Here is a 25,234-nt window from a genome sequence, read left to right on the forward strand (position 1 = left end):
TACGTGATGCGCGGCGTTCAGCGCACCAGCAACGCGACAGGCAGTCGGGCGAACAGTTTGTCCACCCGCGCACTTCCCGCGAAGGTGTTCCCGGTGAGTCGATCGGTCCAATTACCCTGCGGCAGCGGCAATGTAGTGTCCAGCCAGCCCGTCGCGGCGAGCCCCACCGAATGCCGGGTCGCCGCCACGATCACCTCCGGCGCCTCGCCCGCCGGCCCCCGCCCATAGGCGATGAACCGATGCGCGTGCTCACCGATGGCATACAGCGGCCGGTACATCCCGCCGACGAAGCACTCCGGCCGCTCCCTGCGCAACCACAGCGCATAGGCCACCACCCACATCTTCGCCGCCCCGGTGGTATCCAGAGTCGGTGTGTCGGTGAGTGATTGGAGCATTCCCACGCGAGTGGCGAAGTTGACCGGCCGTCGGTTGTCGGGGTCGACGAGGGAGTCCTCCCACAATTCGGTGCCTTGATAGATATCGGGAATCCCCGGCGCGCCCAGCTGCAAGAGCTTCTGCGCCACCGCGTCCGACCACGCGTGCGGTGCGAGCTCGTGCGCGAGGTCGCCGATGCCGGTACCCACCGGCCCGTCGATCACCGCGTCGAGCCAACCGTGCACGGCCGATTCGAACTCCGCGTCGGGCTCCTCCCACGAAGTCTTGGTCCCGGCCTCGCGAATCGACTTCTCCGCGAACATGTGCAGCCGATCGCGCAGCCCGGGCACCGAGGATGCGGGCCGTCCGTCGGCAGGCCACACCCCGAACATGTTCTGCAGCAGGAACAGTGCCGTCGCGCCGTCGGGCGCGGGGGTCGTCTCGAGCCAGCCGCGAACCCGCTGCGACCAGACATCGGCGACCTGTGACAGCACCCCGATCCGGGCGCGCACATCCTCGCCACGTTTGGTGTCGTGGGTCGAGATCGTCGTCATGGTCGCGGGCCAGCGCTGCGCGCGTTCACTGTTGGACAGGTGGAAGTCGTTGACGGTGTGGCCGAATCGCGCCGGATTGCCGCCCACCTCCTGCAACGACACCAGCCGCGCACCCTGATAGAACATGGTGTCCTCGACCGACTTGGCGGTGATCGCCCCACACACCTGCGAGAACCTGGTCGCCGCTTCGCCACCCACCGACAGCGCGGTCACCAGCACCGACAGCGGTACCGTCAGTTCGGCATTGCGTTTCTCCACCTCCGCCACGACCGCGGCCGTCATCCCGGCCAGCGGGGCGTAGTCCACCCGGTACACCGGCATGAAGGCCAGTACCTCGATGGTCGCGTTGCTCACCGCGAGGGTGTCGAAACTGCCCGCGTTGCCGTCGCGCTTGATCGCGGCCACCAACCGCCGGATCTCCGGCGCCAGAATGGTCTCGGCGACGGCCCGCTTGATCCGGTGCTCGGTCTCGCCGAACCACGACCGGTCGCTACCGTGTCCCGCGACATGCTGGGACAGTTCGGTCAGCGTCGCCTCGCCCGCCGGATCGATGAGCACCCCACCGAGATCGGCCAGCGCGTCATAGCCGGTGGTTCCGTCGATCGGCAGCGTGGCGTCGAGGGGTTCGCGATTGGCCAGGATCTTCTCGACGAGCAGCAACCGCTGCGGTCCGATCAGCCTGCGCAACCGGGTCAGATAGGCACTCGGATACGACAATCCGTCCGGATGGTCGACCCGGACGCCATCGATCAGATCGTGTTCGCACCACGCTGCCAGCTCCCGATGCGTCGCCTCGAACACCTCCGGGTCTTCCTGTCGGATCGCCGCAAGACTGCTCACCGCGAAGAACCGCCGATAGGTACACACCCCCGCCTTCCAGCTCACCAGCCGATAGTGCTGGCGGTCGTGGATGCGCAGCGCGTTGTCGCCGTCGGTGCCCGCCGCGATCGGGAACCGCAGATCGTGCAGTGCCAGCATCGGCTCCGCCCCCGACCGGTCGACGGTCAGCGCGGCCGGGTCGTTCTCGTTCTGCAGGACCGGCAGCGCCAGCCGCCCGCCCGCGCCGTTGCCCGAGCTCCAGTCGATGTCGAAATACTTGGCGTACTGCGACTTCTGCCCGTTGCGCAGCACATCCCACCACCACGGATTCTGTCGCGGATCGCCGACGCCCACGTGGTTGGGCACCATGTCGACGATCAATCCCATGCCGCGACTGCGTACTTCGTCGGAGAGCACCTTGAGCCCCGTCGGCCCGCCGAGGGCGGCCGAGACCGTGGTCGGATCGGTGACGTCGTAACCGTGCGTCGACCCGTGCGCCGCGGTCAGGATCGGCGACAGGTACAGGTGCGAGATGCCCAACTGCTGGAGGTATTCGGCGATGGCGCGGGCATCGGCGAAGGTGAGCGCGTCGGGTCGCAGCTGCAACCGGTAGGTGCTGCGCACCGTGCCCGCTCGCACGGGCGCGCGATGCAGCATGGTCAGCGGGTCGGTCACATAGGTCTCGGTCATGATCTCGCTCGGCGGCTAGGCGGTTCGGCGCAATACGAGCAGGCAGCGGCTGGCAACCGGCAGCGTCGCCGCCGCGGCGTGCACCGCGTCGGCCGCGCCGGTAGGGGTCGAACAATCCAGGGCGAGCGACCATTGCGCACCGAAGTCCGGGCCGGGCAGTACGAAATCGATCGCTTCGTCGTGCGCATTGAAGCACAGCAGGAACGAGTCGTCGGTGATGCGCTCACCACGCGGACCCGGTTCGGCGATGCCGTCGCCGTCGAGCAGCACGGCCAGCGACTTCCCGAACCCGCTGTGCCAGTCGTCGTCGGTCATCTCGCTGCCCGCGGGCGTGAACCAGGCGATCTCCCGCCGGTGTCCCTGGTCGTCGCTCGGACCGGCGGCCAGGAAACGGCGCCGCCGGAAGATCGGATGCTCGGTGCGCAGGGCGATCACCGTGCGGGTGAATTCGAGCAGGTCGGCATTGGCCTGCGCCAGCGACCAGTCCATCCACGCCAGCGGCGAATCCTGGCAGTACACATTGTTGTTGCCGAGCTGAGTGCGTCCGATCTCGTCACCGTGGGCGAGCATCGGCGTGCCCTGACTCAGGATCAGCGTGGCCAGCAGATTGCGTTGCTGACGAGCACGCAGCGCCAGGATCCGCGGATCGTCGGTCTCGCCTTCGACGCCACAGTTCCACGATCGATTGTGGCTTTCGCCGTCGCGATTGCCCTCGCCGTTGGCATCGTTGCGTTTCTCGTTGTAGGACACCAGATCTCGCAGCGTGAAGCCGTCGTGCGCAGTGACGAAGTTGATGCTGGCGCCCGGCCGACGGCCCGTCGACTCGTACAGATCCGACGACCCGGTGAGCCGGGAGGCGAACTCGCCCAACGTCGCGGGCTCCCCACGCCAGTAATCACGCACCGTGTCGCGGTATTTGCCGTTCCACTCGGTCCACAGGCTGGGGAAGTTGCCGACCTGGTAGCCACCCTCGCCGACGTCCCACGGTTCGGCGATGAGCTTGACCTGGCTCACCACCGGATCCTGGTGCACCAGGTCGAAGAACGCGGAAAGCCGGTCCACATCGTGCAATTCGCGCGCCAGTGTCGCGGCGAGGTCGAAGCGGAAACCGTCGACGTGCATGTCCAGGATCCAGTACCGCAGCGAGTCCATGATCAGCTGCAGCGTGTGCGGATGGCGGACATTGAGGCTGTTGCCGGTGCCGGTGTAGTCCTTGTAGTGCTCGGGAGTGGTGTCGTCGAGCCGGTAGTAGGCGGCATTGTCGATCCCGCGCAGGCTCAGTGTCGGGCCGTTGTGGTTGCCCTCGCCGGTGTGGTTGTAGACGACGTCGAGAATCACCTCGATGCCCTCGACATGCATCGCACGCACCATCGCCTTGAACTCGGCGACCGCACCGTCGCCGCGCGGCCGGGCCGAATACTGGTTGTGCGGTGCGAGATACCCGATGCTGTTGTAGCCCCAGTAGTTCCGCAGTCCCTGATCGGTGAGCACGTGATCGTGGAAGAACTGGTGTACCGGCATGAGCTCGATCGCGGTGACGCCCAACGACTTCAGATGCCCGATGATCGCCGGATGCGCCAGGCCCGCATAGGTGCCGCGCAGATCCTCCGGGATATCCGGGTGGGTCATCGTCAGGCCCTTGACGTGCGCTTCGTAGATCACCGTCTCGTGATAGGGCCGGTTCGGCGGCCGGTCGGGACCCCAGTCGAAGAACGGGTTGATCACCACCCCGGTCATCGTGTGGCCCAGCGAATCCAGTCCGTAGGTGTAGAGCGAGGGGTCGTTGACGAACTCGCCGTCGAAGGCCTTCCCATACGGGTCGAGCAGCAGTTTGCTGGGATCGCAGCGCAATCCGAGCTCCGGCTCGTACGGGCCGTGGATGCGGAAGCCGTAGCGCTGACCCGGCATGACGGAGGGAAGATAGGCGTGCCAGACGTAACCGTCGACTTCGTCGAGATCGATACGCGTCTCGGAGCCGTCCTTGGCGATCAGGCAGAGCTCGACCTTCGTGGCGACTTCGGAGAACACCGAGAAGTTCGTGCCCCCGCCGTCATAGGTGGCGCCGAGCGGATACGCGGTACCCGGCCACACCTCATCGGATCGGTCGTTCGGGCTCGACATGCTACGACAGTAATGGAACCTCTGGCCCCACCGCGCACGATGTGACCGGCCGCTCGCTGACCGCGGCTCAGGCGGAGGCGGTCGCGAGCAACCGCCGGACGTAGCCCGTGCGCCGCGCGAGCCCGGCCAACCCGCCGAAGATCAACCGCTGCAGCAACGCGGGGGGACCGGCGAGATAACCGTCCTGGTACTCCCAGAGCAGTCCGAGGGCGAGCGGATTGCGGGGGAGTTTGCTCGCTGTCGTCTTGTTCGCGTTATCGAGGCCGCTCCAGAACTCGAACATCTCCCAGTGCTGGAGCGGCGGACGGATCACATGGTCCAGCACGGTGTCGTTGGCTTCGGTCCAGAACTCGTGCACGGCCCGCGGGGGTGCGGTCACCGTATCGCCGGGACCCGCGACGATGTCTTCTCCGTCGACTCGGAATCGCACCCGACCGGTCCGAATGGTCCAGGTTTCGCTGATCTCGGGATGCCAGTGCGGGCCCGCCTCCCTGCCGATATGCGGCAGCACGTGCTCGAGGCGCAGATAGGCGCCCCGCGCGTCGGCGCCGCGGTCGACGAGCGTGACCCGATGCCCGTTGCGGAACGTGAGGACGGAACCGATGTCAGTCATCATCCAGATATAAAGGTAACCTTCCTATCATGTCAATGGTCGAGCCGTCCTCATTGTTGAAACTGCTGGTCCAGGCGGCCGATGCCTACGAGCGCGCGTTGAACCCTCCGCTGCGCGAGGGGCTCGGAACCGACCTGCGCCCCGCGCACTACGCGGTATTCCGGTATCTGGCACCGAGCGGATCTCGGGTGACCGCGTTGGCAGAGGCTGCCGGAATGACCCAGCAGTCGATGGGGGAGCTGGTCACGCACTTGGAGAAGTGCGGTTACGTGGAGCGCACACCCGATCCAGCGGACGGGCGCGCGCGGCTGGTCGTCACCACTGCGGCCGGGCGGGCGGCCGTGGCGCTGGCCGGGCAGCACATCCAGCGGATCGAACAGGTGATCGCCGCCGAACTCGGCGCGGAATCGCTCACCGTGGTCCGCGACGCGCTCGCCCGCCTGCCCGCCGTGCTCGCGAATCAGTCGGACACTCGGTCCGCGAATGGCGGCAAGTGATAACTTGAACAGCGTTCAAGGCTGTCGTCTCGGCAGCCCCGGGCGACGACGAGGAAACCTGTGGACCTGAGCCCCGAGCAGATCACCGCCCTCGATGCCGAGCATGTCTGGCATCCCTACGGCGGATTTCCGGCCACGACCGAGCCGCTGGTCGTGGCGAGCGCGGCGGGCACGCGACTCACCCTCGCCGACGGCCGCGAACTCGTCGACGGGATGAGCTCGTGGTGGGCGGCCGTCCACGGCTACTGCCACCCGGTCCTGGACGCGGCGCTACTCGCGCAATCGCAGCGGATGAGTCACGTGATGTTCGGCGGCCTCACCCACGAACCGGCCACCCGCCTTGCCCAATTGCTGGTCGAACTCACGCCCGCGGGCCTGGACAAGGTCTTCCTCTGTGATTCGGGCTCGGTCTCGGTCGAGGTCGCGACGAAGATGTGTCTGCAGTACTGGCGCGGCGTCGGTCGCCCGGCGAAGAACCGGCTGCTCACCTGGCGTGGGGGATACCACGGCGACACCTTCACGCCGATGAGCGTCTGCGACCCCGACGGCGGAATGCACGCGCTGTGGACCGACGTCCTCACCGAGCAGGTCTTCGTCCCCGCGCCGCCGCGCGACTTCGAACCCGACTACGTCGCCGAACTCGAGTACGCGGTGGCGACCCATCGTGACGAGCTCGCCGCGGTGATCATCGAACCGGTCGTACAGGGCGCGGGCGGCATGCGCTGGCACGACCCCCGCTACCTCACCGAACTGCGTCGGATCTGCGACGACAACGATGTCCTGCTCGTATTCGACGAGATCGCCACCGGATTCGGCCGCACCGGCGAGCTGTTCGCCGCCGACCACGCGGGCGTCGCGCCGGACGTGATGTGCGTCGGTAAAGCGCTGACCGGGGGCTACCTCACCCTCGCCGCGGCGCTGTGTACCGCGCGGATCGCGGAGACGATCAGTGCGGCGCACGGCGGGCTGATGCACGGGCCGACCTTCATGGGCAATCCCCTGGCCTGTGCCGTCGCGGTCGCCTCGATCGAATTGCTGCGCTCGCGAGACTGGCGAGGCGAGGTGGCCAGGATCGAGTCCGAACTTCGGGCCGGCCTCGCGCCGCTCGCCGAGCTGCCCGGTGTCGCCGAGGTCCGCGTGCTCGGTGCGATCGGCGTCGTCGAACTCGACGAACCCGTCGAGATGCGCGCCGCGACCGATGCCGCCGTCGACGCGGGCGCCTGGCTGCGCCCGTTCCGCAATCTCGTCTACACGATGCCCCCGTTCATCAGCACCACCGCCGACATCGCCACCATCACCGAGGCCGTGCGCGCGGCGGTGAAGGCCTCGGTCGCATGAACCTCGCGGCGGATCGGCACCGGGGCCGACACAGCGCGGCTCGTAGGACCGACTGGTCGAGCGTCACGTCGGCCGCGGTGACGGCAGCGCTCAGATGAGTGCGCGGGCAACCGTCCTGAACGGTGTTCAAGTATGCTGCTCAACTGTGAGTATGGATCCGTTGAGCTGGTTGGACGAGCGCGCGGCCGAGCGGGTCGACGCCGGGCTACGCAGGCACTTGCGCGAGCGCGCCGCTGAGTCGCCCGCGATCGACCTCGCCTCCAATGACTACCTGGGCCTGCACCGGCACCCCGAAGTCGTCGAGGGTGCGATCGCGGCTGTGCGCCGGTGGGGAGCGGGAGCCACGGGTTCGCGACTGGTCACCGGAACCACCACCGAGCACGCGCTCCTCGAAGCCGAGCTGGCCGAATTCGTCGGCGCCGAAACCGGATTGGTCTTCGCCACCGGCTACGCCGCCAACCTGGGCGTGGTCACCGCATTGGCCGGACGCGGCACCCTAGTGGTCTCCGACGCGGGCTCGCACGCCTCGCTGGTCGACGCGTGCAGGCTCTCCCGCGCCAGAGTCGCGATCGCCCCGCACCGTGATGTCGCCGCGGTCGAACGACTGCTCGCCGACCGCACCGAGGAGCGCGCGCTGGTCCTCACCGATTCGGTCTTCAGCGCCGACGGCGACCTCGCGCCACTGGCCGATCTCCATCGCGTCGCCCGGGCGAACGGCGCCATCCTGATCGTCGACGAGGCCCATGGCCTCGGGGTGCGCGGCGCGGGCGGCCGCGGCCTCGTGCACGAGCTGGGCTTGGCCGGCGAACCGGACCTCGTGGTCACCGCGACCTTGTCGAAGGCATTCGCCGCCCAGGGCGGAGCAGTCCTGGCCGATGCGAGGATCCGCGCCCACCTCATCGATACCGCCCGTACCTTCATCTTCGACACCGGTCTCGCTCCCGCCGCGGTCGGCGCGGCGCGCGCCGCGCTGGCGCTGCTGCGCCGCGACCCGTCGATGGCCACCCGCGTCCTCGACCGCGCCGCCGACATCGCCCGGATCGCCGGTGTATCCGACCCGGATTCCGCTGTGGTCTCGGTGGTCCTCGGCGAAGCCCAAGTCGCGTTCGACGCCGCGCAGGCCTGCCGTGCCCGCGGTCTCGACGTCGGCTGCTTCCGCCCGCCCTCGGTCCCCGAAGGCACCTCGCGACTGCGCCTCACCGCTCGTGCCGACCTCACGTCCGCCGAACTCGAGACGATCGCCGAGGTCCTCGGCGATGTTCTCGCGGCGGCTCGCGGCAAGGAATCGGTGACGGCATGACTGTCCTGCTGATCAGCGGCACCTCGACAGACGTCGGCAAAACCGTCGTCACTGCGGCACTGGCCGCCGCCGCACAGGCCGAGGGCCGCACCGTCGCGGTCTGCAAGCCCGCCCAGACCGGCATCGCCCTCGGCGAGCCCGGCGACCTCGCCGAGGTCACCCGCCTGACCGGAGTGACCCGAACCCTCGAGCTCGCCCGCTACCCGGACCCGCTCGCCCCCGACACCGCCGCTCGGCGCGCGGCCATGCCCTTACTGACGCTGAGCGAAACTGTCGCCGCCGTCGATTCGCTCGCCGACGCCGACGTGGTGCTGGTCGAAGGTGCGGGTGGACTGCTGGTGCGGATGGGGGAGTTCACCCTGCTCGACCTCGCCCAGAAAATCAGCGCCCCGGTCGTGGTCGTCGCCGCAGCCGGCCTCGGCACCCTCAATCACAGCGAACTCACCACCCGCACGCTCGCCGCGGCCGGTGTTCCCTGTGCAGGCTTGGTCATCGGCTCGTGGCCGACCGATCCCGACCTCGCCGCTCAGTGCAATCGGGACGACCTTCCACGAGTCACCGAGACTCCGATAGTCGGCACAATCCCCGCAGGGGCGGGGCAGTGGGAGCGCCACCGCTTCACCGAGGCCGCGCCGAGCTGGTTCACTGCCGACCTGCTGCGTGGAAACCACCCTTGACCACCCGATTTGACTTCGTGTTTGTCGGCACGTAACTTTATTCGAGTCAGAGCGACACGGACACCGACTCAGCCGCCCAGCGGCCGGGACACGAGGTAGTACGATGAGCGCCTGACTGATTGCGTGTTCAGTGCAATACGGATCGGATTTGCTTCCGGTTGGTTGTCTGAGCTAAGTTTGAACCCTTGCCTCACGGAAACCCCGACGACATGTTGTTGGTAGAAGTGTGTGCGTGTGTTCTTTGAGAACTCAATAGTGTGTCGATGAATGTCAGTGCCAATAGTTATTATTGGTTCCAATCTTTCATGTACCCCCCGGTCGTGGGAGGTTGGACATTGAACAACAGCGAAAACTTTTTTGCTGGTGTTCGCATTTGCTAGGTTTTCGGACTCTAGTTAGATAATTTTGATTCGCTCTCCTTTGGGAGGGTTGTTTCGAGAGTCTTCAACGGAGAGTTTGATTCTGGCTCAGGACGAACGCTAGCGGCGTGCTTAACACATGCAAGTCGAGCGGTAAGGCCCTTCGGGGTACACGAGCGGCGAACGGGTGAGTAACACGTGGGTGATCTGCCTTGCACTTCGGGATAAGCCTGGGAAACCGGGTCTAATACCGGATATGACCACGAGATGCATGTCTTGTGGTGGAAAGATTTATCGGTGCGAGATGGGCCCGCGGCCTATCAGCTTGTTGGTGAGGTAACGGCTCACCAAGGCGACGACGGGTAGCCGACCTGAGAGGGTGACCGGCCACACTGGGACTGAGACACGGCCCAGACTCCTACGGGAGGCAGCAGTGGGGAATATTGCACAATGGGCGAAAGCCTGATGCAGCGACGCCGCGTGCGGGATGACGGCCTTCGGGTTGTAAACCGCTTTTGACAGGGACGAAGCGCAAGTGACTGTACCTGTAGAATAAGGACCGGCCAACTACGTGCCAGCAGCCGCGGTAATACGTAGGGTCCGAGCGTTGTCCGGAATTACTGGGCGTAAAGAGCTTGTAGGCGGTTCGTCGCGTCGTTTGTGAAAACTTGGGGCTCAACCTTAAGCTTGCAGGCGATACGGGCGGACTAGAGTACTTCAGGGGAGACTGGAATTCCTGGTGTAGCGGTGAAATGCGCAGATATCAGGAGGAACACCGGTGGCGAAGGCGGGTCTCTGGGAAGTAACTGACGCTGAGAAGCGAAAGCATGGGTAGCAAACAGGATTAGATACCCTGGTAGTCCATGCCGTAAACGGTGGGTACTAGGTGTGGGGCTCCTTCCACGGACTCCGTGCCGTAGCTAACGCATTAAGTACCCCGCCTGGGGAGTACGGCCGCAAGGCTAAAACTCAAAGAAATTGACGGGGGCCCGCACAAGCGGCGGAGCATGTGGATTAATTCGATGCAACGCGAAGAACCTTACCTGGGTTTGACATACACCGGAAACCTGCAGAGATGTAGGCCCCCTTGTGGTCGGTGTACAGGTGGTGCATGGCTGTCGTCAGCTCGTGTCGTGAGATGTTGGGTTAAGTCCCGCAACGAGCGCAACCCTTATCTTATGTTGCCAGCGCGTAATGGCGGGGACTCGTGAGAGACTGCCGGGGTCAACTCGGAGGAAGGTGGGGACGACGTCAAGTCATCATGCCCCTTATGTCCAGGGCTTCACACATGCTACAATGGCCGGTACAGAGGGCTGCGATACCGCGAGGTGGAGCGAATCCCTTAAAGCCGGTCTCAGTTCGGATCGGGGTCTGCAACTCGACCCCGTGAAGTTGGAGTCGCTAGTAATCGCAGATCAGCAACGCTGCGGTGAATACGTTCCCGGGCCTTGTACACACCGCCCGTCACGTCATGAAAGTCGGTAACACCCGAAGCCGGTGGCCTAACCCCTTGTGGGAGGGAGCCGTCGAAGGTGGGATCGGCGATTGGGACGAAGTCGTAACAAGGTAGCCGTACCGGAAGGTGCGGCTGGATCACCTCCTTTCTAAGGAGCACATCTACGCAAACACCTCGAATAGTCGGGAGTGGTTGTGTCAGAGACCGTTTAGTTCCCTTTCGTGGAGCTGCGGACGCTCATGGGTGGAACGCTGACAAACTTCTTCGCATCATGGTGTCGGCTCAGTCCGATATCGCGGTGAATATATCGACACACTGTTGGGTCCTGAAAGAACACGCGAGTGTGCTTTCAAGGCAAAGCAAACGATCCGCTCGGATCTTCGAGATACTGCCGGCCTTCGGGTCGAGTGAGTCTCGGAACATGGTTTTGAGTGGGTGTGTTGTTTGAGAACTGCACAGTGGACGCGAGCATCTTTGTTAGTAAGTGTTTAAGAGCGTACGGTGGATGCCTTGGCACCAGGAGCCGATGAAGGACGTAGGAGGCTGCGATAAGCCTCGGGGAGCTGTCAACCGAGCTGAGATCCGAGGATTTCCGAATGGGGAAACCCAGCACGAGTGATGTCGTGTTACCCGCATCTGAATATATAGGGTGTGTGGAGGGAACGTGGGGAAGTGAAACATCTCAGTACCCACAGGAAGAGAAAACAACAGTGATTCCGTGAGTAGTGGCGAGCGAAAGCGGATGAGGCTAAACCAGTTAGATGTGATAGACGGCAGTTGTTGTCTAGCTGGGGTAGTGGGAACATTCTTCTCAACTCTGCCGAGTTGAGCAACAGTAAGAAACCAAGTGGTTAGTTGAAGTGGTCTGGAACGGCCTGCCATAGACGGTGATAGTCCGGTAAACGAAAACTTCTTGGCTGTTGTGGATGTCTCCCGAGTAGCAGCGGGCCCGTGAAATCTGCTGTGAATCTGCCGGGACCACCCGGTAAGCCTGAATACTCCCTGGTGACCGATAGCGGACTAGTACCGTGAGGGAAAGGTGAAAAGTACCCCGGGAGGGGAGTGAAATAGTACCTGAAACCGTGCGCTTACAATCCGTCAAAGCCTTCGCAACTTGTTTGTGTGGGGTGATGGCGTGCCTTTTGAAGAATGAGCCTGCGAGTCATCGGTGTGTGGCGAGGTTAACCCGTCGAGGGGTAGCCGTAGCGAAAGCGAGTCTGAATAGGGCGAAACTTTAGTCGCACATTATGGACCCGAAGCGGAGTGATCTACCCATGGCCAGGGTGAAGCGACGGTAAGACGTCGTGGAGGCCCGAACCCACTTAGGTTGAAAACTGAGGGGATGAGCTGTGGGTAGGGGTGAAAGGCCAATCAAACTCCGTGATAGCTGGTTCTCCCCGAAATGCATTTAGGTGCAGCGTCACGTGTTTCACACCGGAGGTAGAGCTACTGGATGGCCTAGGGGGCCTACAAGCTTACCGAAGTCAGCCAAACTCCGAATGCCGGTGTGTGAGAGCGTGGCAGTGAGACTGCGGGGGATAAGCTTCGTAGTCGAGAGGGAAACAGCCCAGATCGCCGGCTAAGGCCCCTAAGCGTGTACTAAGTGGAAAAGGATGTGGGGTCGCTTAGACAACCAGGAGGTTGGCTTAGAAGCAGCCACCCTTGAAAGAGTGCGTAATAGCTCACTGGTCAAGTGATCCTGCGCCGACAATGTAGCGGGGCTCAAGTACACCGCCGAAGCCGCGGCATTCACACAATAGCCCGTCTGTTTCTTCGGATTCAGGCCAGGTGTGTGGATGGGTAGGGGAGCGTCCTGTGGCCGTGGAAGCAGCAGTGTGAACTAGCTGTGGAGGCCACGGGAGTGAGAATGCAGGCATGAGTAGCGAAAGACGAGTGAGAAACTCGTCCGCCGAATGACCAAGGGTTCCTGGGCCAGGTTAATCCGCCCAGGGTGAGTCGGGACCTAAGGCGAGGCCGACAGGCGTAGTCGATGGACAACGGGTTGATATTCCCGTACCCGTGTATCCGCGCCCAATGCTGAATCAGTTGTGCTAAGTATCCAAATGTTGTTTTACTGAGCCTTCGGGCGAGGGGAGCAATTGCTGCATACGACCCTGGCTGTAGTAGGTAAGCGATGGGGTGACGCAGGAAGGTAGCTGGGCCAGGTGATGGAATACCTGGTGTAAGCCTGTAGGGCGAACGGTAGGCAAATCCGCCGTTCATATAGCCTGAGAGGTGATGCGTACCCGTTGAGGGGAATTCAGTGATCCTATGCTGCCGAGAAAAGCCTCTAGCGAGCTGGTACACGGCCCGTACCCCAAACCGACACAGGTGGTCAGGTAGAGAATACTAAGGCGATCGAGAGAACTGTGGTTAAGGAACTCGGCAAAATGCCCCCGTAACTTCGGGAGAAGGGGGACCTGGTCTGGTGACGTTCTTTACGGACTGAGCTGGACGAGGTCGCAGAGACCAGAGAGAAGCGACTGTTTACTAAAAACACAGGTCCGTGCGAAGTCGTAAGACGATGTATACGGACTGACGCCTGCCCGGTGCCGGAAGGTTAAGAGGACCGGTTAGCCTGTAAGGGCGAAGCTGAGAATTTAAGCCCCGGTAAACGGCGGTGGTAACTATAACCATCCTAAGGTAGCGAAATTCCTTGTCGGGTAAGTTCCGACCTGCACGAATGGCGTAACGACTTCTCTGCTGTCTCAACCACAGACTCGGCGAAATTGCATTACGAGTAAAGATGCTCGTTACGCGCGGCAGGACGAAAAGACCCCGGGACCTTCACTATAGCTTGGTATTGGTGTTCGGTACGGTTTGTGTAGGATAGGTGGGAGACTGTGAAGCTCGGACGCTAGTTCGGGTGGAGTCGTCGTTGAAATACCACTCTGATCGTATTGGACTTCTAACCTCGGACCATGATCTGGTTCAGGGACAGTGCCTGGTGGGTAGTTTAACTGGGGCGGTTGCCTCCCAAAATGTAACGGAGGCGCCCAAAGGTTCCCTCAGCCTGGTTGGCAATCAGGTGTTGAGTGCAAGTGCACAAGGGAGCTTGACTGTGAGACTGACAGGTCGAGCAGGGACGAAAGTCGGGACTAGTGATCCGGCACCGGCAAGTGGAAGCGGTGTCGCTCAACGGATAAAAGGTACCCCGGGGATAACAGGCTGATCTTCCCCAAGAGTCCATATCGACGGGATGGTTTGGCACCTCGATGTCGGCTCGTCGCATCCTGGGGCTGGAGTAGGTCCCAAGGGTTGGGCTGTTCGCCCATTAAAGCGGCACGCGAGCTGGGTTTAGAACGTCGTGAGACAGTTCGGTCTCTATCCGCCGCGCGCGTAAGAAACTTGAGGAAGGCTGTCCCTAGTACGAGAGGACCGGGACGGACGAACCTCTGGTGTGCCAGTTGTTCCGCCAGGAGCACTGCTGGTTGGCTACGTTCGGAAGGGATAACCGCTGAAAGCATCTAAGCGGGAAGCCTGTTCCAAGATGAGGTTTCTCTCCCACTTGATGGGTTAAGGCCCCCTACAGACCATGGGGTTGATAGGCCAGAATTGGAAGCCAGGTAACTGGTGTAGGTGACTGGTACTAATAGGCCGAGGGCTTACTACGAAGGTGTTACGCGTCCACTGTGCGGTTTCTGAAACAACAGACACTGCAGCAGACATGAGGAAACTCTGCTCTCTTTTGGAGGGTGTGGTTTCCGAGATTGTCGCGCTGTCTAGTTTCATAGAGTTACGGTAGTTATAGCGGTGGGGAAACGCCCGGTCCCATTCCGAACCCGGAAGCTAAGGCCACCTGCGCCGATGGTACTGCACTCGACAGGGTGTGGGAGAGTAGGACACTGCCGGAACATCATTGCGAAAGGCCCTCCAACTTCGGTTGGAGGGCCTTTTTGCGTTCCCGGGGAACCTCGTCGGACCACTATGTCCGAATCGCGAGTGGGCCAGGTCACCCTGGAGTATGTTGTCGAGAACAACATTCGCTCCAGCTCGACCGCCCACAGGCGGTGGTTCCACGAAAGGCCCACGCTCATGCGTCAGGGGATCTTCGGCATCGCGGCCGTCTCGATCGCACTTCTCACTTCGCTCACCGCCTGCGGCGACGACACTACGAACTCCTCGGGGGGTGGCGCCAAGATCGGCGTGATCCTGCCCGACAGCAAGACCTCGGCGAGGTGGGAGACAGCGGACCGCAAGTATCTTCAGCAGGCGTTCGACGCCGCGGGGATCAAGGCAGACATCCAGAATGCCCAGGGCGACAAGAACGCCTTCCAGACCATCGCCGATCAGATGATCACCAACGGCGCCTCGGTGCTGATGATCACCAACCTCGACAGCGGCACCGGCAAGGCCGTCATCCAGAAGGCAAAAGCGCAGGGCGTCACCGTGATCGACTACGACCGGCTGACCCTCGGCGGCGGTGCGCCGTACTACGTGTCTTTCGACAACGTGAAGGTCGGACAGCTCATGGGCGACGGTCTCGCGAAGTGCCTGGCTGACAAGCAGGCCGCCAAGCCGGTGGTCGCCTACCTCAACGGCGGCCCCACCGACAACAACGCCGCCCTGTTCAAGAGCGGTTACGACGGCGCGCTGAAGTCGAAGTTCGACGCGGGCGAATACGTGAAGGGCCCGGATCAGGCCGTCCCGGAGTGGGACAACACCAAGGCGGGCACCATCTTCGAACAGATGCTCACCGGCACGCCGAACCTCGGTGGCGCCGTGGCGGCCAACGACGGTCTGGCCAATGCCGCCATCGCCGTGCTGAAGAAGCAGAAGCTCAACGGGCAGATTCCGGTGACGGGTCAGGACGCCACGGTGCAGGGTCTGCAGAACGTCCTGGCCGGTGACCAGTGCATGACCGTCTACAAGGCGATCAACCTCGAGGCCGCCGCCGGCGCGAAGCTGGCGATCGCGCTGGCCAACGGCGAGAAGGGCGAGGCGCCGAGCACCGTCGACGACCCCGAGGCGAAGACGAAGGTGCCCGCGGTGCTGCTCGAGCCGAAGGCGATCTTCAAGAGCAACGTGAACGATGTCGTGGCGGACGGTTTCGTCGACAAGGCCGAGCTGTGCACCGGTGAATTCGCGAAGCTCTGCGCGGATAACGGCGTGCGCTGATGACCGAGACCCCGCTCATCGAATTGCGCGGATTAGAGAAGAGTTTCGGCCCGGTTCATGTCCTGCACGACATCGACTTCTCCGCCTACCGCGGTGAGGTGACAGCGCTGGTCGGCGACAACGGCGCAGGCAAGTCCACGCTGGTCAAGTGCATCGGCGGCACCCATGCCATCGACGCGGGCGAAGTGCTGTTCGACGGTGAGCCGGTGCAGATCGGCAATCCGAGGGACGCGGCCGAACTGGGGATCGAGATCGTCTATCAGGATCTCGCGCTCTGCGACAACCTCGACATCGTGCAGAACATGTTCCTCGGCCGCGAGAAGAAGCACGGCATCGTGCTCGACGAGTACGGCATGGAGGAACTCGCGGGCTCGACGCTGGCCGGTCTGTCGGTGCGGACGGTGAAGTCCGTGCGGCAGAAGGTGGCGAGCCTGTCGGGCGGACAACGCCAGACCGTCGCCATCGCCAAGGCCGTGCTGTGGAACAGCAAGGTGGTGATTCTGGACGAGCCGACCGCGGCGCTCGGTGTCGCGCAGACCCAGCAGGTCCTCGAACTGGTGCGCCGCCTGGCCGACAAAGGTCTGGTGGTGGTGCTGATCTCGCACAACATGAACGACGTGTTCGCGGTATCGGACCGCATCGCGGCGCTGTATCTGGGCCGGATGGCCGCGCAGGTGCGGACCGCCGATGTCACCCATTCGCAGGTCGTGGAACTGATCACCTCCGGCCGCAGCGGGAGTCTCGGAATCGGAGTGCGGGCATGAGTGTGGTCGTGACGGACAAGGCCGCCGAGCCCGCCGCGCCGATGACCGAATTGGTCACCGGCTATGTCGGGCGGATTCGCAGCGGCAACATGGGTGCGCTGCCCTCGGTCATCGCGCTGGTCGTGCTGTCGGTCGTGTTCTGGATCGCGCGGCCGGTGTTCATGACCCAGGGCAATATCGCGAACCTGCTCACCCAGGGCGCCGCCATCGCGGTGATCGCGATGGGGTTGATCTTCGTGCTGTTGCTCGGGGAGATCGACCTCTCGGCCGGCTTCACCAGTGGTGTGTGCGCGGCGGTGCTCGCGGTGCTGCTCACCGACAAGGGGTGGCCCTGGTACGCGGCGGTACTCATGTCGCTGCTCACCGGGGTCGTGATCGGGCTGACCATCGGTGCGATCGTGGTGAAGATCGGTGTCCCGTCGTTCGTGGTGACGCTGGCCGCGTTCCTCGCGCTGCAGGGTGTCGCACTGAAGATCATGGACAACGGCCGCAATATCTCCATCCACGACGAGACGATCCTGGCGATCGCCAACAAGAACGTGCCGCCCCTGCTCGGCTGGGTGATGTACCTGGTGTTGCTCGGCGGGTTCTCGTTCGTGCAGTACCGAAAGTTGCGGGCGCGCAACACACTCGGGCTGACCGGCGAGACGGCGCCGGTGGTCGCGTTGCGGATCGCGGCGGTCGCGCTCGTCGCGGGGGTGGCGGTGCTGGTGCTCAATGACGAGCGCAGCCGTAACCCCGAGGTCAACTCGCTGCAGGGCATGCCGATCGTGGTGCCGATCATCATCGCGCTGCTGCTGCTGTGGACCTTCGTGCTCAATCGCACCTCGTTCGGCAGGCATGTCTACGCGGTCGGCGGCAGCGTGGAAGCTGCTCGGCGCGCGGGCATTCCGGTCGATCGGATCAAGATCAGCGCGTTCGTGCTCTGTTCGACGATGGCCGCCGTCGGCGGGTTGATCGCGGCCTCGCGGGCCAACTCCGTGGATCCGAACACCGGCGGTTCCGATGTGCTGCTCACCGCGGTCGGTGCGGCGGTGATCGGTGGCACCAGCCTGTTCGGTGGTCGCGGCCGGATGCTGGACGCGGTGCTCGGCGCCGCGGTGGTCGCGGTGATCAACAACGGGATGGGGCTGATGGGCTACAGCGCGGGCACCAAATTCGTTGTGACAGGATTTGTCCTGCTGCTCGCGGCGGGGGTGGACGCGCTGTCGCGCAAGCGTTCGCTGCCAGGAAGTTGACCATCGACCGGGAAGGCTGGGCCGAATGAGGGCTGCACCCGCCCCGGACGAGATCCGAACCCGCAACCTCGCCGCGTTGCTGCGCCACGTCCATGTGAGTGGCCCGGTCTCGCGGGCGGTGCTGGCCGAGCGAATGGGCTTGAACCGCAGCACGATTCTGGCCCTGACCACCGATCTCGCCGCTGCCGGGCTGGTGAGTGAGGAACTGCCACGCCAGACGGGAAGGGCCGGACGACCGTCGCTGGTGGTGCGGCCCGAATCGGAGCGGGTGTATGTGCTCGCGTTGGATGTCGGCGCCGACCGGCTCGCGGTGGCGCGGGTCGGTCTCGGCGGAGTGATTCTCGACCGGCGCGAAACACCGCGTGACAGTACGGCATTCGATCCCGATGAGGTGATCGAATCACTGGCGGTGATGGCCGAGACGATGATCGGCTCGGCCGGGCCCGACAGTGTCTGTGTAGGTGTCGGGCTCGCGTTCTGTGGCATGGTGCGCGAGGGCGACGGCGTGGTGCGGTACGGGCCGAATATCGGCTGGGTGGATGTGCCGGTCGGCGCGAAACTGTCCGAGCGGCTCGGTGTTCGGGTCGTGGTCGGCAACAATGCCAACCTGGGCGCGCTGGCCGAGCGTGAGCGCGGTGTCGGCGCCGGGGTGTCGGATCTGATCTATCTGCACGGCGAAGTCGGCATCGGCGGTGGCGTCATCATGGGCGGTGAGCTGCTCGGCGGCGAGGGCGGCTACGGCGGCGAGGTGGGGCACATGATCGTGAACCCCGGCGGCCGGGCGTGCAGGTGTGGTTCGCGCGGTTGCCTGGAGGCGGAGGCGGGGGAGCTGGCGCTGATCGCGGTGGCGGGCCGGGCCGACCTCACCGGCCGGGCGGCAGTCGAGGCGATTGTCGACGCGGCGGCCCGTGGTGACGCGACCGCCCGCGATGCGCTGCACCAGGTCGGCGACTGGCTCGGGTTCGGGGTGGCCAACCTGGTCAATATCTTCAACCCGACGATGGTCGTGTTCGGCGGGGTACTGCGCGAGATCTACCTCGCCTCGGCCGCGCAGGTCCGGAGCCGGTTGGCCGTGAACGGGCTGTTGGCGGTCCGTGAGCGCGTCCGGCTCCGGACCTCAGCGCTGGCCGACGACGCCCCGCTGATCGGGGCCGCGGAACTGGCGTTCGTCGACGTGCTGACCGACCCGCTACAGACACTGGCACGCGCCTACGGCAGTTGATCGATCGGCGCCGGTGTGGCGACTATCGTGAAGTCATGGCGACCACCAGGATCGGTACGCACATCAATGCGCCTCGCTCCACCGTCTACCGCCTGTTGCTCGACGGCGACGCGGTAGGTGTCTGGATGGTGCCCGACGGGATGACCAGCGAGGTGCATCGGTTCGAGCCGGTCGAGGGCGGATCGTTCTCGATCACCATCACCTACGACGCCTCCACCGACGGGGGCGATACAGATCTGCAGCACGATGCCTACTTCGGGACGTTCCGATCGCTGGTTCCGGACGAACAGGTGATCGAGGTGCTGGAGTTCGTCACGGTGCGGCCGGACATGACCGGCGCACAGTCGGTCACCTTCACACTGACCGACGTTGACGGTGGCACCCTCCTCGATGTCCTGCACGAAGGGGTTCCGCCGGGACTCAGTCTCGCCGACAACGAGGGAACCTGGCAGATGGCGTTGACCAAGCTGGTCTCGTTGGCGGAGCGGGGCACGATCGACTGAAACACAGTGCGCCGCAACGGGTTCCCGTACTTGCCGGGGATGACGCCCGACTCCGACGCGGTACTCGATGCCGAGAAGTAGCCGAGCACTTCAAATCATGGCAAGGCTAATGGTGTTCGGGGGTGATCGCGGTTGCTTGAATCCCTCTATGCACCGACCGAACACCTTTCGACCCGGCCTGCGTGGCCGCGCCACCGCCGCACTCCTCGCGATGGCAACCGTTGCGACGCTCGGCCTGACCGGCTGCGCGCAAGGCAACGACACACCGGTCGGCACCCCCGACGCGCCACTGCCCACCGAGGTTCCACCGGGGACCACGCTCGTCGTCGCCGATCAGTCGGAACGTCTGCAATCGGCGCTGCGGCTGTCCGGCGAACTGGACAAGCTGCCGTTCAAGATCGAGTTCGCGAACTTCGTCGGCGGCCCGGCCATCCTCGAGGCCTTCCGGGCCGGCGCGGCCGACGTCGGTCAGGTCGGCGATGTGCCGCCGATCCACGCGCTGGCCGCGGGCCAGGACGTGCCGATCATCGGTTCCTATCAGACCAACCCGCAGGCCCTGAAACTCGCTGTGGCGCCGGGCCGTTCGATCACCAAGCTCACGGATCTGAAGGGCAAGAAGATCGCCTACGCCGAGGGCACCGCCCAGCAGGCGGCGGTGTTGAAGGCGCTCACCAAGGCGGGTCTGAAGCCCACCGATGTGGAGCTGGTCCGGCTACAGCTGGCCGAGTTCCCCGACGCGGTCCGCACCGCTCAGGTCGACGTCGCGCCGCTGATCGAACCCAACGTGACCCGGTTCCTCCGCACCGAGGGCGCCTCGCTGATCCCGGACTCGGAGACCACGGGCATCTACAGCGGCCTCGCCTACCTGTACGCGCGCCGGGCGGTGGTCCAGGATCCGGCGAAGGCCGCCGCGACCCGTGCTCTGGTCGGCGCGTTCGTGCGCGCCTGGCAGTGGACCAACACCCATCGCGAGGAATGGGCCACCCGCTACTACGTCGGAAGCCAGAAGGTCAGCGCCGACGACGCCAAGCGGATCGTCGAATCGCTGGGTACCTACACTTTCCCGCACCTCGACCAGCAGTTGATCGCCCGGCAGCAGACCACCATCGACGCGATCGACGCCGTGGGTGAGCTGCCGAAGAAGATCAAGGCCGTGGACGGTTTCGACCTGCGCTTCGATGCCGCGGTCACCGAGGCCGTCACTGCCAGCGGGGCCGCGTTCGCACCGGCGGTGAGCTGATGGCCACCATCGACGCGGGCGCACTGCGCAAGCTCAGGGCCAGCACGGCCCCGGTCGAGGCACTCGCCCCGCGTGGGCGAGGTCGGCGCAAACTGGGGCCGGGCAAGCCGATCCCGTTCGGCTTCGCCCTCGGTCCGGTGCTGCTCATCGGCACCTGGGTGATCGGTTCCGCGATCGGTGCCATCGACCCGGAGACCCTGCCCGCGCCGTGGACGGTCGCGCAGACCGCGGGCGACCTGATCGCCGACGGCCGGTTGCAGTCGAACCTGCTGACCTCGTTGCAGCGTGCCGTGATCGGCCTCGTTCTCGGTGTGGCGATCGGCGTGGTGCTCGCGCTGGTCGCGGGGCTGAGCCGGATCGGTGAGGCGGTGGTCGACGGTCCCGTGCAGATCAAGCGGGCGATCCCGACGCTGGCGCTGATCCCGCTGTTCATCGTCTGGTTCGGGATCGGCGAGCAGATGAAGCTGATCGTGATCACCACCAGCGTGCTCATTCCGATCTACATCAATACCCACGCCTACCTACGCAGCGTCGACTCGCGCTATGTGGAACTGGCCGAGACCGTCGGGCTGTCGCGGTGGGGATTCCTGCGTCGCATCGCGTTGCCGGGCTCGTTGCCGGGCTTCTTCCTCGGGCTGCGGCTGGCGGTGACCATTTCCTGGTTGGCGCTGGTGGTGGTCGAACAGGTCAACGCGACCAGCGGCATCGGCTACCTGATGACCCAGGCGCGCACCTACGGCCAGATCGACGTGATCGTCGTCGGTCTGGTGATCTACGGGCTGCTCGGACTGTTCGGCGATCTCGCCGTGCGGGCAACGGAACGAAAGGTGCTGGCATGGCGACAGACACTGGGCGACTGAGCTCCGACGAGCGGGTCGTCGTACGCACCCGCGCCCTGACCCGCGGCTTCGGCGAGCGAATCGTCTTGAACGGCATCGACATCGAGATCCGGCGCGGTGAGTTCGTCGCGCTGCTCGGGCGCAGCGGGTCGGGTAAGAGCACGCTGCTGCGGGCGCTGGCCGAACTCGATTCCGAGGTACCGGGATCCGGCGAGCTGACGGTGCCGACACAACGCGCGGTGGTGTTCCAGGATTCGCGGCTGCTGCCGTGGTCGCGCGTCCTCGACAATGTGGTGCTCGGGCTGACCGGGCGCGACGCGCAGCAGCGCGGGCGTTCCGCACTGGCCGAGGTCGGGTTGGCCGGACGCGAGAAGGCTTGGCCGCGAGAACTTTCCGGCGGTGAACAGCAGCGGGTGGCCTTGGCCAGGTCGCTGGTGCGTGAGCCGGAACTGCTCCTGGCCGACGAACCGTTCGGCGCGCTCGACGCGCTGACCCGGATTCGGATGCACGCCCTGCTCCAGGCCCTGTGCGAGCGGTATCGGCCCGCCGTGCTGTTGGTGACCCACGATGTGGACGAGGCCGTGCTGCTCGCCGATCGGGTGCTGGTTCTCGACGAGGGCCGGATCACGATCGATCAGCGCATCGAGACCCCGCGCCCGCGCAGGCACGCCCACCCGGAGTTCGTCCGGCTGCGGGAAGTGCTGTTGACCGGACTCGGCGTCGACACAACAGATTTAGAGAAAGTGAAACAGGCGTCATGAGTGCACCGCGTCAACTGAGTCTGAACGCGTTCATCTACCCGTCCGGGCACCACGAGGCCGCCTGGCGGCATCCCGACAGCAGGCCAGACCGCATCTACGACGTCTCCTACTACCAGGAGATCGGGCGTACCGCGGAGGCGGCGAAGCTCGACGCGGTGTTCTTCGCCGACGGCCCCGCCCTGCGCACCGACGTGCGGCACAACGCCGCGCCCGGCTTGGAGCCGATCACGTTGCTCACCGCGATCGCCGCGGCGACAACACATCTCGGCCTGATCGCGACCGCGTCGACCACCTACTACGAGCCCTACAACCTGGCGCGGTTGTTCTCCTCGCTCGACCACATCTCCGGTGGACGCGCGGGCTGGAACATCGTCACCACCGGCACCGACCTGGCCGCGGCCAACTTCGGGCTCGAACGCCACCCGGACCACGCCGAACGCTATGCCCGCGCGCGGGAATTCGTCGACGCGGTGGTCGGGCTGTGGGACAGCTGGGAGGACGACGCGATCGTGCTCGACCGCGCCGCCGGCGTGTACGCCGATCCGGACAAGATCCATCCGATCGACTTCGTCGGCGAACATCTCAGTGTGCGTGGGCCGTTCAACTCGGCGCGGACCCCGCAGGGACGTCCGGTGCTGGTGCAGGCAGGGGCGTCGAACGAGGGCCGTGCCTTCGCGGGCAAGTACGCGGAGGCGATCTTCACGGCCCATCAGCGACTGTCGGACGCGCAGTCCTTCTACGCCGATATCAAGTCCAAGGCCACCGAGTTCGGCCGTACCGCCGACGAGGTGAAGATCCTGCCGGGGATCAGCCCGTTCATCGCCGACACCGAGGCCGCGGCACTGCGGTTGGAACGCGAGTTCAACGAGCTGACGGTCCCGGAATACGGGCTCAAGCAGCTGGAATCGATCACCGGCACCTCGCTGCGCAGCCTCGCGCTCGACGAGGTGGTACCCGTCGAAACGTTCGCGGGGGCAGGCGATGTCACCGATAACGCGCGCAGCAGGTTGCAGGTGGTGGCGGGCATCGTCGAGCGGGAACGGCCGACCCTGCGTGGGCTGCTGCACCGGCTGGCCGGCGCGCGCGGACACCGGGTGTTCGCGGGAACGCCCGAGCAAGTGGCCGACACCATCGAAGAGTGGTTCACCCAGGGCGCGGCGGACGGCTTCAACGTGATGCCGCCGTACTACCCCGGTGGGCTCGAGGTATTCGCCGAAACGGTGGTGCCGATCCTGCAGGAGCGCGGGCTGTTCCGTACCGAGTACACCGGGACCACGTTGCGCGACCACTTCGGGCTCGCGCGCCCGGAGAGTCAGTTCGCCCGCAGTGCCGCACTAGCCGGATGACGGTGGGCTGTAGCAGCCGGCACGGCACTCGCCGGTCGGTGGCGGCGTCGTGACCCAGCTGCGATCCATGGCGCTGGCGGTCTTCGTTCCGTCCGCCATCTACGGAATCGGTTCGGGCGCAGCGGCTCCCATGCTGCCGCTGCGCGCCCTCGAACTCGGCGCGTCGGTCGGAACCGCGGGCGTGGTCGTCGCCATGATGGGCTTCGGGCTCATCCTGGGCGATCTGCCCGCGGGCTGGCTGGTGGCGCGCACGGGGGAGCGCAAGGCGATCGCGCTCGGCTCGTTCACCTGCGCGCTGGGTCTGCTCGTGGCCATCCTCGCGCCGAATATCGGCGTGTTCGCGGTCGGGCTGCTGATCAACGGCGCCTCGGGTGCGGTGTGGGGGCTGGCCAGACAGACCTACATCGTGGCCGTGGTGCCGAGTGCCGATCGGGGACGGGCCTTTTCGGCGCTGGCCGGGTGGATGCGGTTCGGGTTCTTCGCCGGACCTTTCCTCGGGGCGGGCGCGGTGCACTGGCTCGGCCCGATCGGTGGGCTGTGGATCCAGCTCGTGGCCATGCTCGTCGCGGGTGCGCTGGTGTTCGCTATGCCGGAGACCGACGGTTCGCCGACGGTGGTCAGCGACAACACGATTCGCTCGGTGGTGGTCGAGCATCGCAAGCTGCTCAGCACGCTCGGACTCGGCGCTCTGCTCATGGGCGCGGCACGGGCCGCTCGGCAATCGCTGCTGCCGTTGTGGGCGGTGCACATCGGTGCCGACGCGGCGACCACCAGCATCGTGTTCGGTATCGCGGGCGCGGTGGACGTGCTGATGTCCTATCCGGCCGGAATCTGGCTGGATCGCTACGGTCGCAGGGCGATCGGCGTTCCCGCGATGTTCGCCTTCGCCGCGGGCTACGCCCTGTTGCCGTTCGCGGGGTCGGTGGTCGGGCTGACCGCGGTCGCCGTGCTGCTCGGCTTCGCCAACGGGTTGAGCAACGGCGTGATCATGACTGTGGGCGCCGATGTCGCGCCGCCAGGTCAGCGCGCGGAGTTCCTCGGCGCCTGGCGGCTCACCCATGACATCGGCATGTTCGCGGGTCCGATCGCGGTCGGCGCGATCAGCGCGGTGACGGTGCTCGGTGCGGCGGCGGGCGCGCTCGCGGTGGCGGGTCTCGGTGGAGCGGCCGCGATGTATCGCTGGTTCCCCGGACGCCCGGTGGCCACGGTCGCGGCGCCCGAACAGAAGACCGCGGGTCTGCACGAGCCCCGGGAGTCGGTGGACAGCAACTGACCGCGCCCCTTCGCGGTGCCGTGGAGTCGGCGCGCTTGCGGCCGCCTATGCCCGGGCGGGTTCATGCCCGTCCGGTTGCGAGCGCGCCTCGGTGTGCGAAGCGCTGGCGGCCCATTTGCCTGCAATCAGCT

General features: G+C 65.1%; 17 protein-coding genes and 3 rRNA genes. 17 read left to right on the forward strand and 3 right to left on the reverse strand.

The features are described from left to right. Nucleotides 1-17: 17 nt before the first annotated feature. From treY to OHS03_RS04390, 3 genes are all read right to left on the reverse strand, one after another. Nucleotides 18-2,405, reverse strand: coding sequence for a malto-oligosyltrehalose synthase (treY, locus tag OHS03_RS04380; RefSeq protein ID WP_328664086.1), 2,388 nt, complete (start codon nucleotides 2,403-2,405; stop codon nucleotides 18-20). A gap of 48 nt (nucleotides 2,406-2,453) precedes the next feature. Continuing rightward, nucleotides 2,454-4,559, reverse strand: a complete 2,106-nt coding sequence (gene glgX, locus OHS03_RS04385) for a glycogen debranching protein GlgX (RefSeq protein ID WP_063057215.1) — start codon at nucleotides 4,557-4,559, stop codon at nucleotides 2,454-2,456. A 67-nt stretch (nucleotides 4,560-4,626) separates the two neighbouring features. After that, nucleotides 4,627-5,172, reverse strand: coding sequence for a cupin domain-containing protein (locus OHS03_RS04390; RefSeq protein WP_328660977.1), 546 nt, complete (start codon nucleotides 5,170-5,172; stop codon nucleotides 4,627-4,629). Between the two features lie 29 nt (nucleotides 5,173-5,201). On the opposite strand from OHS03_RS04390, the gene OHS03_RS04395 reads away from it, so the two are divergent. The 17 genes from OHS03_RS04395 (at nucleotide 5,202) to OHS03_RS04475 (ending at nucleotide 25,103) form a co-directional block, all read left to right on the forward strand. Further along, complete coding sequence (locus OHS03_RS04395; protein WP_328660978.1) at nucleotides 5,202-5,669, forward strand: MarR family winged helix-turn-helix transcriptional regulator; 468 nt, start codon at nucleotides 5,202-5,204, stop codon at nucleotides 5,667-5,669. A 60-nt stretch (nucleotides 5,670-5,729) separates the two neighbouring features. Next, entirely contained in the window at nucleotides 5,730-7,007 is a 1,278-nt protein-coding gene (locus OHS03_RS04400; RefSeq protein ID WP_328660980.1) for an adenosylmethionine--8-amino-7-oxononanoate transaminase, read from the forward strand. A gap of 151 nt (nucleotides 7,008-7,158) precedes the next feature. Next, a complete protein-coding gene (locus OHS03_RS04405) occupies nucleotides 7,159-8,307 on the forward strand; it encodes an 8-amino-7-oxononanoate synthase (RefSeq protein WP_328664088.1) in 1,149 nt (382 codons plus the stop codon). Beyond that, the gene (gene bioD / locus OHS03_RS04410) at nucleotides 8,304-8,984 is read left to right on the forward strand and encodes a dethiobiotin synthase (protein ID WP_328660982.1); all 681 of its coding nucleotides are present in this window, start codon (nucleotides 8,304-8,306) and stop codon (nucleotides 8,982-8,984) included. The genes OHS03_RS04405 and bioD overlap by 4 nt, the downstream gene beginning before the upstream one ends. 444 nt (nucleotides 8,985-9,428) lie before the next feature. After that, nucleotides 9,429-10,947: ribosomal RNA gene (locus tag OHS03_RS04415) — 16S ribosomal RNA — on the forward strand. A gap of 330 nt (nucleotides 10,948-11,277) precedes the next feature. Then, a 23S ribosomal RNA gene (locus OHS03_RS04420) occupies nucleotides 11,278-14,412 on the forward strand. A 124-nt stretch (nucleotides 14,413-14,536) separates the two neighbouring features. Next, nucleotides 14,537-14,653: ribosomal RNA gene (gene rrf, locus OHS03_RS04425) — 5S ribosomal RNA — on the forward strand. The 16S, 23S and 5S rRNA genes sit together here, the layout of an rRNA operon. A gap of 181 nt (nucleotides 14,654-14,834) precedes the next feature. Beyond that, nucleotides 14,835-15,917, forward strand: coding sequence for a sugar ABC transporter substrate-binding protein (locus OHS03_RS04430; protein ID WP_328660984.1), 1,083 nt, complete (start codon nucleotides 14,835-14,837; stop codon nucleotides 15,915-15,917). After that, the gene (locus OHS03_RS04435; RefSeq protein WP_328660986.1) at nucleotides 15,917-16,681 is read left to right on the forward strand and encodes an ATP-binding cassette domain-containing protein; all 765 of its coding nucleotides are present in this window, start codon (nucleotides 15,917-15,919) and stop codon (nucleotides 16,679-16,681) included. The genes OHS03_RS04430 and OHS03_RS04435 overlap by 1 nt, the downstream gene beginning before the upstream one ends. Then, nucleotides 16,678-17,919 carry a sugar ABC transporter permease gene (locus tag OHS03_RS04440; protein ID WP_328660988.1) on the forward strand — a complete coding sequence of 414 codons (1,242 nt, stop codon included), beginning with the start codon at nucleotides 16,678-16,680 and terminating at the stop codon, nucleotides 17,917-17,919. Before OHS03_RS04435 ends, OHS03_RS04440 begins: the two co-directional genes overlap by 4 nt. Before the next feature lie 25 nt (nucleotides 17,920-17,944). Continuing rightward, a complete protein-coding gene (locus OHS03_RS04445; RefSeq protein WP_328660990.1) occupies nucleotides 17,945-19,141 on the forward strand; it encodes an ROK family protein in 1,197 nt (398 codons plus the stop codon). A gap of 35 nt (nucleotides 19,142-19,176) precedes the next feature. Further along, on the forward strand, nucleotides 19,177-19,644 hold the full coding sequence (locus OHS03_RS04450; RefSeq protein ID WP_328660992.1) for an SRPBCC domain-containing protein: 468 nt from the start codon (nucleotides 19,177-19,179) through the stop codon (nucleotides 19,642-19,644). Between the two features lie 148 nt (nucleotides 19,645-19,792). After that, nucleotides 19,793-20,884, forward strand: coding sequence for an ABC transporter substrate-binding protein (locus tag OHS03_RS04455; RefSeq protein ID WP_328660994.1), 1,092 nt, complete (start codon nucleotides 19,793-19,795; stop codon nucleotides 20,882-20,884). Beyond that, nucleotides 20,884-21,744, forward strand: a complete 861-nt coding sequence (locus OHS03_RS04460) for an ABC transporter permease (RefSeq protein WP_328660995.1) — start codon at nucleotides 20,884-20,886, stop codon at nucleotides 21,742-21,744. The genes OHS03_RS04455 and OHS03_RS04460 overlap by 1 nt, the downstream gene beginning before the upstream one ends. Then, nucleotides 21,720-22,484 (forward strand): ABC transporter ATP-binding protein, encoded by a 765-nt coding sequence (locus OHS03_RS04465; protein ID WP_328660997.1) that lies wholly within the window; start codon nucleotides 21,720-21,722, stop codon nucleotides 22,482-22,484. Before OHS03_RS04460 ends, OHS03_RS04465 begins: the two co-directional genes overlap by 25 nt. Beyond that, nucleotides 22,481-23,830 carry an LLM class flavin-dependent oxidoreductase gene (locus OHS03_RS04470; protein ID WP_328660999.1) on the forward strand — a complete coding sequence of 450 codons (1,350 nt, stop codon included), beginning with the start codon at nucleotides 22,481-22,483 and terminating at the stop codon, nucleotides 23,828-23,830. Before OHS03_RS04465 ends, OHS03_RS04470 begins: the two co-directional genes overlap by 4 nt. Nucleotides 23,831-23,879: 49 nt before the next feature. After that, nucleotides 23,880-25,103, forward strand: a complete 1,224-nt coding sequence (locus tag OHS03_RS04475) for an MFS transporter (RefSeq protein WP_328661001.1) — start codon at nucleotides 23,880-23,882, stop codon at nucleotides 25,101-25,103. The last annotated feature ends 131 nt before the right edge of the window (nucleotides 25,104-25,234 follow it).

The sequence above is a fragment of the Nocardia salmonicida genome (assembly GCF_036142455.1).
GTDB lineage: Bacteria > Actinomycetota > Actinomycetes > Mycobacteriales > Mycobacteriaceae > Nocardia > Nocardia salmonicida.

Excerpts from the sequence above, each read along its gene's own strand:
- OHS03_RS04435 (WP_328660986.1), top strand. The coding sequence starts at position 15,917 with ATGACCGAGACCCCGCTCATCGAATTGCGCGGATTAGAGAAGAGTTTC.
- OHS03_RS04390 (WP_328660977.1), bottom strand. The coding sequence starts at position 5,172 with ATGACTGACATCGGTTCCGTCCTCACGTTCCGCAACGGGCATCGGGTC.
- OHS03_RS04395 (WP_328660978.1), top strand. The coding sequence starts at position 5,202 with ATGTCAATGGTCGAGCCGTCCTCATTGTTGAAACTGCTGGTCCAGGCG.
- OHS03_RS04470 (WP_328660999.1), top strand. The coding sequence starts at position 22,481 with ATGAGTGCACCGCGTCAACTGAGTCTGAACGCGTTCATCTACCCGTCC.
- OHS03_RS04455 (WP_328660994.1), top strand. The coding sequence starts at position 19,793 with ATGCACCGACCGAACACCTTTCGACCCGGCCTGCGTGGCCGCGCCACC.
- OHS03_RS04445 (WP_328660990.1), top strand. The coding sequence starts at position 17,945 with ATGAGGGCTGCACCCGCCCCGGACGAGATCCGAACCCGCAACCTCGCC.
- glgX (WP_063057215.1), bottom strand. The coding sequence starts at position 4,559 with ATGTCGAGCCCGAACGACCGATCCGATGAGGTGTGGCCGGGTACCGCG.
- OHS03_RS04465 (WP_328660997.1), top strand. The coding sequence starts at position 21,720 with ATGGCGACAGACACTGGGCGACTGAGCTCCGACGAGCGGGTCGTCGTA.
- OHS03_RS04450 (WP_328660992.1), top strand. The coding sequence starts at position 19,177 with ATGGCGACCACCAGGATCGGTACGCACATCAATGCGCCTCGCTCCACC.
- OHS03_RS04460 (WP_328660995.1), top strand. The coding sequence starts at position 20,884 with ATGGCCACCATCGACGCGGGCGCACTGCGCAAGCTCAGGGCCAGCACG.
- bioD (WP_328660982.1), top strand. The coding sequence starts at position 8,304 with ATGACTGTCCTGCTGATCAGCGGCACCTCGACAGACGTCGGCAAAACC.
- OHS03_RS04430 (WP_328660984.1), top strand. The coding sequence starts at position 14,835 with ATGCGTCAGGGGATCTTCGGCATCGCGGCCGTCTCGATCGCACTTCTC.
- OHS03_RS04405 (WP_328664088.1), top strand. The coding sequence starts at position 7,159 with ATGGATCCGTTGAGCTGGTTGGACGAGCGCGCGGCCGAGCGGGTCGAC.
- treY (WP_328664086.1), bottom strand. The coding sequence starts at position 2,405 with ATGCTGCATCGCGCGCCCGTGCGAGCGGGCACGGTGCGCAGCACCTAC.
- OHS03_RS04440 (WP_328660988.1), top strand. The coding sequence starts at position 16,678 with ATGAGTGTGGTCGTGACGGACAAGGCCGCCGAGCCCGCCGCGCCGATG.